Here is an 8,147-nt window from a genome sequence, read left to right as displayed (position 1 = left end):
GCCGTGGCGCGGCGCAGCCGCGCGCCGTTGATCTTTCCTGACCATGGTTGTCTCCCTGGGGCGTCTTTTTTCAGAGTCCGCATGCCGCCCGGAGGCGGCCCTGCGGGATCATGCGTCCGCGTTCGCCGGAGCGACGGCCGGAACGGTCAGCGCCGGAACGGTGCCGAGCGACAGCAGATGCGCGTGGATCCAGGCAAGCGCGCCCGACCGGAACAGCGACAGCACCGCCTCGTCGGGAAGCTGGGCGAGCTTGCGCGCATCCACGATCGACAGGCCGTCGAGGATTTGCGGCTGGCCGTCCACGCCGTTGGTCTGGATCGCCCAGGACTTCAGCAGGTTCAGGTCGGCCAGTTGCCTGGCGAACTCCTGCGTGCGGCGCATTTCCTCCTGGAACTGGACGAGGAAGGCGATGGTCTGGCTGAGGAAGGGGCTTTCCTTGCCCTCGGCGTCGAACAGAGGCTCGCCGTCCGCCTCGTTGAAGCCCGGATAGGCCTCGTCGAAACAGACGGTGCTGTCGTCGGCGAGAACGAAGGGATAGCGGCGGACGAATGCCGGAATGTAGCTGTCGCGCCATCCCCCGTCCTTGGCCACGAAGCGGTTCCCGTCGGATGCCATGCCGAGCAGCGCGATCGGAAAGGCGTCGCCCCCTGCGGCTCGACGAAAAAGATCGGGTAGGAGCGGGCCGCTTCGACGAACTCGACACCCGCGAGAGGAACCGAGTTCACTCCAGCCGCAAAGGAGAAATCCATCCCGTTCGGTTTCAGCTTGATGGTGGCGTGCTGCTCGCGATTCAGCGCGGCCGGACGCTCGTAGAACATGGAGATCGGCATGTGGTTTCCTGGGTGAGGCGGCGGGGATACCCCTTATTTGCGCGGGCAAATTAGCCCGAAGCCTCGGAGGACCAAATCAATCGCCGTTGAAATTGGTGCTTGGTGCGGCGCCGGATCGTCTCCGTGCCGGCGGATGGCCGGCCAATCCGGAGGAGAGTTCAGGTCGGGGGGCGGGAGCGGACTTGTCGGCCGGCTCTCCTTTTCTCGACATGGAGGTTCACGACATGGAGGCGGGCTCTGTCCGCCATGGGGGAGTTGGGACTTATCCCAGCTTGCGCACGAAATGGTGGCAGCCGATCCGGTACCGCTTCGCCATGTACAGTCGGTGCGCGTCGCTCCGGTCCGGACCGACCCCGGAATCGAGGTGCAGCGCGTTGCAGTCCAGCCTTTCGGCTTCCTTCGCCGCCCAGTCCAGCATGTGGGAGGCGTACCCTCGGCCTCGCCAATCCGGCAGCGTAGCAATGTCGACGATATAGAGGGATTTTCCAAGCCATAGGGAATGCTGCAGGCGGAATCCCATGACGCACGCCGCTGGCTCGCCCTCTTTGGGAACGATACCGACAAGGCGATAGCCATTCGGCCGCAACATCGTGTCGATGATCCTGCCCATCTCCGCTGCATCATATTTCGGCCACAGCACCTGCAGGGCTGGCACCGCCACCGCTGTGTTCTGTTCAGGAATTTCGACAATCGTTGGACGCACGTCTCTTCCTCTTGATCCCGAACAAGGGAGCGGCGTTCCCGCTTCCGTTTTGGGCGCGACTCCCATTTGCAGGATGGTCTGGGTGGGGGAGAGGTTTCAAGCCTGGGTCACGTCCCCCGGCACGCGCTCCACCTCCGCCAGCGTGTCGAGCCGTGGGCCGTCCCCGACGACCGCGCCGCTCCAGCCTGCCTCGACCAGGGAGTCGCGCCAGCCCAGCACCATTCGCGCGACGGACCAACCGTCGGCCGCCAGGGAGCGGCTGAAGAAGCGCCGCCCGTCATCGACCGCGCGCAGCCGCGCCAGATACTGCGCGATGCGCAGAGCCGGGGAGGATTCCGGCCCCGCAAGCCCCAGCCGGGTCTCCAGAAAGCGGATCAGCCCGGCGGGCCCGACGACGTCGGTGTCCAGGCTGGCGTCCAACCCGTCAAAGGACTCCGGCCAGCACGGCCCGTCCAGATGCCACCCGAACAGTATCCGCATGGATCCATCCCCGCGTGGTGCGTGCGGGAATGGTGGATGGGGTGAGATGAACGAAGAGTTGACACATTTTCCTTACGCTCGCCCCGGTTTGGCGCATGCGGGATTATCTGTTCACTTTTAGGTGTGAGCTATGACAGGGAAGCCTCTTCCCTTGCCCAAAGGCAAGGGCTTGGCCTGCAACCCCTGCTGATTACAAAAAGCAGGGGTTGCAATCCCTGAGTTATCGTTGTCACGATGATAACTCCGAAGGCGGGGCTAATCACATAAATTTACCCGTAAGCAATCATTTGCACATTGCCCTTCCAGGAGTGGTCGCGATGACCTCCTTCGATTCCTTTTTCGCCAGTGCCATGGGCAACCCGCTCCAGCCCTACGAATACCAGCGGCGCTTGGCGGTGGAACCCTGGCCGGAGGTGCTGATTGCCCCGACGGGTCTCGGCAAGACGGCTGCGATCGTGCTGGGGTGGCTGTGGCGCCGCCGGATCGCGCGGGAGGACACGCCGCTGCGGCTGGTGCTGTGTTTGCCGATGCGGACGCTCGTGGAGCAGACCCGCGACGCCGTGCGCGGCTGGCTCGACAGGCTCGGGGCCAGCGAGGACGTTTCCCTGCCCCACCCGGAGGACGGAGTGGTCGTCCTGATGGGCGGCGGAGAGCGGGAGAAGGAGCCCCCGCCCTGGATGCGGCACCCCGAACGCCCGGCCATCCTGATCGGCACCCAGGACATGCTGCTGAGCCGGGCGCTGATGCGCGGCTACGGCATGAGCCGCTTCCGCTGGCCGGTGGACTTCGCCCTGCTGCACAACGACGCGCAATGGGTGTTCGACGAGGTGCAGGCGATGGGCGCCGGGCTGGCGACCTCGGCGCAGCTGCAAGGGCTGCGGGAGGCGTTGGGAACGGCCCGCCCCGCACGGTCCCTGTGGCTGTCGGCGACCCTGGACCCGGCATGGCTCGTCACCGTGGACCACCGGGATACCAGCCGGATCCTGCGCGTGCCCGACGACGTGCCGCAGGACGCCGCCGACCCCCGTGTCCGCCGGCTGCTGGTCGAGGCCCATAAGCATGTCCGCCCCGCCACGTCACGGCCAGGGGGCGCCGGCGGCAAGGACATCGACGCCTACGCGGCGGCTCTGGCGGGCGAGGTGCTGGAGGCGCATCGCCCCGGCCGCACCACCATCGTCATCCTGAACACCGTGGCGCGGGCACAGAAGGTGCACAGGGCGCTGACGAAGCGCATGGGTCCGGAGGGCGCGGACAGGCTGCTCCTGATCCACAGCCGCTTCCGCCCGGCGGAGCGGAAGGCGCAGTTGGAGCGCCTGACCGGCCCGGAAGCCACGGCGGACCGCATCGTCGTCGCGACCCAGGCCATCGAGGCGGGCGTGGACGTCACCTCCGCCCTGCTGTTCACCGAACTGGCGCCCTGGCCGTCGCTGGTTCAGCGCTTCGGGCGCGTCAACCGGTACGGGGAGTGCGGGGACGGTGCGGAGATCCGCTGGATCGACCTGCCCGTTTCAAAGGAGGTCGACCCCAAGGGCGAACTGGCGGTGCCCTACGCGGCGGAGGGGTTGGCGGAGGCGCACACCCGGCTCGCCGACCTTGTCGACGCGGCGCCGGCCAACCTGCCGCCGCCCGAACGGACGCCGGGCGACCGCACGCCGCCGGTGCGGCATGTGCTGCGGCGCAAGGATCTGCTGGACCTGTTCGACACCGATCCCGACCTGACCGGCTTCGACATCGACGTCAGCCCCTTCATCCGCGACACGAAGGATACCGACTTCCAGGTGCTCTGGCGGGACTTCGCCACGGGGAAACCGGACGACCAGCCCCTGCCCCGTCCGGAGGAGCTGTGCAGCGTGCCGATCCGGCGCGGGGAGGAGCTTCTGAAGGCCCGGCAGGGCTGGCGCCTGAATCCGCAGGCGAAAGGGACGGAGTCCATCTGGGTGCGCCTGGACGGCAAGCCCTGGCCCGGCCTCGTCGTCATGCTGGACGCGGCGCTCGGCGGCTACGATCCGGTCATCGGCCTCGCGCCCGAGATCACGGACAGGAAGGTTCCGATCCACGAACCGCCCTCCGCCCCGCAGGCCGGGGCGCCCGATCCCGACACCGAGAGCCACGACGACGACCGCGACACGCGCCAGGACCGGCCGGTCCCGCTGACCGACCATCTCGTCCATGTGGCGGAGACGGCGGAAGCGCTGTGCGCGGCGCTGGAACAGACCCATCCGCTGTCCCCGGCGGACCGCGCCGCGGTCGTGACCGCCGCCCGCTGGCACGACGTGGGCAAGGCGCATCCCAAGTTCCAGGAGCGGATGACCGAGCCCGTCCGCCCGGACGGCGCGCTTCTCGCGAAGGCGTCGCGGTACGACCGCAGGAAGGGGCGCCCCTATTTCCGGCACGAGCTGGCCTCGGCACTCGCCTTTCTGCAACAGCACGGCGGAGCGGATGCCAACGTCAATGGAGCCGATCTGGTCGCCTATCTGATTGCCGCGCACCATGGGAAGGTCCGGCTGTCGCTGCGCGCCCTTCCGCAGGAAAGCGCACCGGCCGGCGTGCTCCGCTTCGCCCGCGGCATCCATGAAGGGGACGGTTTGCCGGCCGTCGATCTCGGCGACGGCGGCCGGTCGGACCCGGTGTCCTTGTCGCTCGGACTGATGGAGTTGGGCGACAGCGAGACGCAGGGGCTCAGCTGGGCCGCCCGCACCGCGCGCCTGCTGGAAGACCACAAGCCGTTCCGGCTCGCCTGGCTGGAAAGCCTGGTGCGCATCGCCGACTGGCGCGCCTCGGCGGACGAACAGGACAAGGCCCGGCAGCGCAAGACCCGGGAGGACGACCATGGGCAAGAGTGAACGGCACGAGCATGTCCTGAACGGCTGCGCGCCGGTTCCTCTGGCCGGCTATCTGAAGGCGCTGGGCGTCCTGCGCCTGATCGCCGAACACCCGGTTGCCGGACAGGCGGACAAGGACGTCGCCGGCTGGTGGCGGGACGAGGCTTTCCACCTCCGCACCCGGCTGACCGGAGAGGAATTGCTGTCCTTCTTCCTGGACCACTACCGGCCGAGCGCGGTGGTGGCGCCGTGGAACGGCGGCAGCGGTTTCTTCGCCGGCGACAACCGCGACGGCTTCGCGCCGTTGCGGGACAGCCCGGCGGAGCGCTTCGCCGGCCTCCGCGCCGCGATGGAGATCTGCGAGCGGGCACTGGCCGACGCCGGTCTCGTCGAACGCCCGCAGGGGGAGGCGAAGCTGTCCTTCGTCCTGCGCCTGCGCGGGCAGTTGCCGGACGAGGCGCTGATCTGGATCGACGCGGCACTCGCCCTGTCGCGCGACGACCTGCTGTTCCCGCCTCTGCTGGGCACCGGCGGCAACGACGGGCGGCTGGACTTCACGAACAACTTCATGCGCCGCCTCGTCTCGTCCAAGACGCCGCGCGGGTTGTTCGACGCGCAGACCGGCGCGCACCGGCCGGAGGCCGTGCCCATGCTGCGGGCCGCCCTGTTCGGCGACGCGACGGATGGACTGACCGACGCGGCCATCGGCCAGTTCGCCCCCGGTGCGGCGGGCGGCCCGAACTCCACGGCGGGATTCGAGGGCGCGCCCAACCTCAACCCCTGGGACTTCGTGCTGATGATCGAGGGGGCGCTGCTGTTCGCCGGCGCGCTGACCCGGCGGAACGAGAGCGCGCGCCAGTCCGGGGCCAGCTTTCCCTTCACCGTGAAGGCCACGGGCGCCGGCTGGGGCGGCATCGGGGTGGAGGACGAGGACGACGCGCGGGCGGAGTTCTGGGCACCTCTGTGGTCCCGCCCCGCCACCGCGGCGGAGATCCGGCAGTTCCTGGCGGAAGGCCGAGCCGTGCTGAACGGCCGCACCGCGCGTGACGGGCTGGAGTTCGCCCGCGCCGCCGCAGCGCTGGGCACCTCGCGCGGGATCGACGCCTTCCAGCGCTATGGCTTCGTCATGCGGGCCGGCAAGGCCTACCTCGCCACCCCGCTGGGACGCCGCCGGGTGACGGCCGTCGCGCCGCCGGCCGTGGCGCTGATCGCCGAGTTGGAAGAGGGGCACTGGCTGGAGCGGGTGCGATACCGGCTGCGCAAGGGTGAGGAAGGCGCGCGCGCCCGCATCCTGGCCCAGCGCCTGGACGACGCGCTGTTCGCGCTGACGGAGCCGGGCGCCGGGAAGCCGGAGGTGCAGGCAGCGCTGATCGCGCTGGGCGCGGTGGCGCGCTATCTCGCCGTCGCCCCGAAGGCGCGGGAAACCGTGCCCCCGCCCCCGGCCCTGTCCCCCCGGTGGCTGAGTCTGGCCGACGATGGCTCGCCGGAGTTCCACGTGGCCGCCGCCCTGGCGAGCCTCGGGCACCCTCCACCCAAGGCCGCCGAAGACGACAGGAAGCGGGAAGACCCGATCCTGCCGGTGGCCGCCCACGTCGCCCCGCTCGACCTCACCCAGCCGTTCAAGAAGGGCCCGGCTTGGTACGACGAGAAGCGCCGCAAGGCCGGCGCCCGCGACGGCCGGCTGGAGGTGGTGTGGGGCGATGGCGACCTGACGCGCAACCTGATCGCCATGCTGAACCGCCGCCTGATCGGCCGCACCGGGCGGGAGGAGGGTGTGGACGACACGTTGTGCGCCTCCACGGGCGCGCCGCTGTCCGCCGTGCTGGCGTTCCTCGACACGTCCTCCTTCGTCGACGCGCGCTGCGCCGCCTTGCTGGCCGGCTTGGTCTGGGTGCGGCCGGGGCGGTGGCGCCTGCATTCGCCTGGACGGGATTCGGCTGGACGGGGTTGGGCCGCCATGCCCCTGCCCTATGCCGTCCTGAAGCCACTGTTCACGCCCGCCGACCGGCTGCACCAGGAACGGACGATCGGGGAGCGCCGGCGCAGCCCGCTTCCCCGCGACCATGCGCTGCCCATCCCGTCGGGGCTCGTCGCCCGGCTGCTTCGCGGCGAGGTGGCGCCGGCCGTGCGCGATGCGCTGCTCCGCGCCCACGCCTCGGGCATCGCGTCGCCCTTCCTGGACAGCCGGGTCCGGGAGGGGACCTTCGCGATCGGAGCCGTCGATCCCCGCCGGCTTGCCGCCGCCCTGCTCATCCCCATCGACGACAACGGGTTGGACCGCGTGATCGAGCGTGCCTACCCGCAATCCAACGCAGACGCCAACGCCGATACGGAGACCGCCGACCATGCCGCTTGACCTCTCCCCCCTCGCCACCGCACCGCGCCTGCTGATCAAGGCGGAGCTGGAGCCTCTCCAGGGAAAGCGTTTCCAGCCGACCGGCTTCCCCAACCTCGGCCACGCGGTCTTCGCCGCACCGGATGGCCGCGGACGCATGATCCTGGTGGAAAGCGCCCAGAGCATGGCGAACCGCCTGGAAACCCTGTGCTGGAACGAAACCGCCGACGACTGGCAGCCGCCGCTGTCGGGCCTGCCCCTGGTCAAGGTCGTCAATGCCGACGGCGAGCCGCTCACCAACTCCGTGCTGGAGGCGCACCGGCTGAATTCCCCCTACATCCTGGAGGGCAAGGACAAGACGGTCTTCGACCTCCTGAAAGCTGAACTCGCGGCGATGGAGGAGGGCCGCGTCGATCTGCGCAAGCTCGCGCGCGTGGTGCTGAAGCTCGACACCAACGCGCTTCTGCACGGGCTGTTCCTGGCGAAGAAGGACCTGGCCGGAGGGCGCCTGCGCCTGCCGCGCGCGCTGTCCTCCTTCATCGAAGCGGAAGACGTGCGCGAGGCGGTCAGCGGCGGCGTGAAGAACGACAGCGTCAGCCCCAGCGGCGACGCGGCCAAAGGCTTCGGCAACGTGCCCTTCGCGCGCGAGGAATGGGTCGCCAAGCACATCTTCGCCTACTTCAACCTGGATCTGCAGCAGATCCGCGCCTTCGGCCTGGGCGTGACGGTCGAAACGCTGCTGGTGGTCCTGGCGCTCTACAAGATCCGGCGCTTCCTGGAGGGAAGCCTGCGGCTGCGCACCGCCTGCGACCTGGGGCTGGCCGGCGATCCCCGCGTGACCGCGCCCAAGGACTTCGCCCTGCCGCCGCTGGCGGAGCTGGAGGCGGCGCTGCCCGGCCTGATCCGCGCCGTGGCGGCGGAAGGGCTGTTCAACGACCCGCCGGCCCTGACCGTCACCTGGCGCAAGTGAGCCGCCC

At 69.6% G+C, this 8,147-nt stretch carries 5 protein-coding genes and 1 pseudogene; 3 read left to right on the top strand and 3 right to left on the bottom strand.

Going from position 1 to position 8,147, the window contains the following annotated elements:
- Positions 1-108: 108 nt before the first annotated feature.
- The 3 genes and pseudogenes from DEW08_RS31835 to DEW08_RS00875 all read right to left on the bottom strand — a co-directional run bounded on the left by DEW08_RS31835 (position 109) and on the right by DEW08_RS00875 (position 2,013).
- A pseudogene (locus DEW08_RS31835) lies at positions 109-749 on the bottom strand (SapC family protein).
- A gap of 343 nt (positions 750-1,092) precedes the next feature.
- Positions 1,093-1,533, bottom strand: a complete 441-nt coding sequence (locus DEW08_RS00880) for a GNAT family N-acetyltransferase (RefSeq protein WP_109323702.1) — start codon at positions 1,531-1,533, stop codon at positions 1,093-1,095.
- A gap of 96 nt (positions 1,534-1,629) precedes the next feature.
- A complete protein-coding gene (locus DEW08_RS00875) occupies positions 1,630-2,013 on the bottom strand; it encodes a hypothetical protein (protein WP_181449413.1) in 384 nt (127 codons plus the stop codon).
- 317 nt (positions 2,014-2,330) lie between these two features.
- On the opposite strand from DEW08_RS00875, the gene cas3g reads away from it, so the two are divergent.
- The 3 genes from cas3g to cas7g are packed head-to-tail and all read left to right on the top strand — an operon-like array spanning position 2,331 to position 8,140.
- Positions 2,331-4,856, top strand: coding sequence for a type I-G CRISPR-associated helicase/endonuclease Cas3g (cas3g, locus tag DEW08_RS00870; protein ID WP_181449412.1), 2,526 nt, complete (start codon positions 2,331-2,333; stop codon positions 4,854-4,856).
- Positions 4,843-7,191 (top strand): type I-G CRISPR-associated protein Cas8g1/Csx17, encoded by a 2,349-nt coding sequence (cas8g1, locus tag DEW08_RS00865; RefSeq protein WP_109323696.1) that lies wholly within the window; start codon positions 4,843-4,845, stop codon positions 7,189-7,191. Before cas3g ends, cas8g1 begins: the two co-directional genes overlap by 14 nt.
- Positions 7,181-8,140 (top strand): type I-G CRISPR-associated RAMP protein Csb1/Cas7g, encoded by a 960-nt coding sequence (gene cas7g / locus DEW08_RS00860; protein WP_109323694.1) that lies wholly within the window; start codon positions 7,181-7,183, stop codon positions 8,138-8,140. Before cas8g1 ends, cas7g begins: the two co-directional genes overlap by 11 nt.
- Positions 8,141-8,147: the final 7 nt, after the last annotated feature.

Source organism: Azospirillum thermophilum, from assembly GCF_003130795.1.
GTDB lineage: Bacteria > Pseudomonadota > Alphaproteobacteria > Azospirillales > Azospirillaceae > Azospirillum > Azospirillum thermophilum.
Note: the sequence above shows the minus strand (reverse complement) of the source record. Positions and strands in the feature narration are given on the sequence as shown.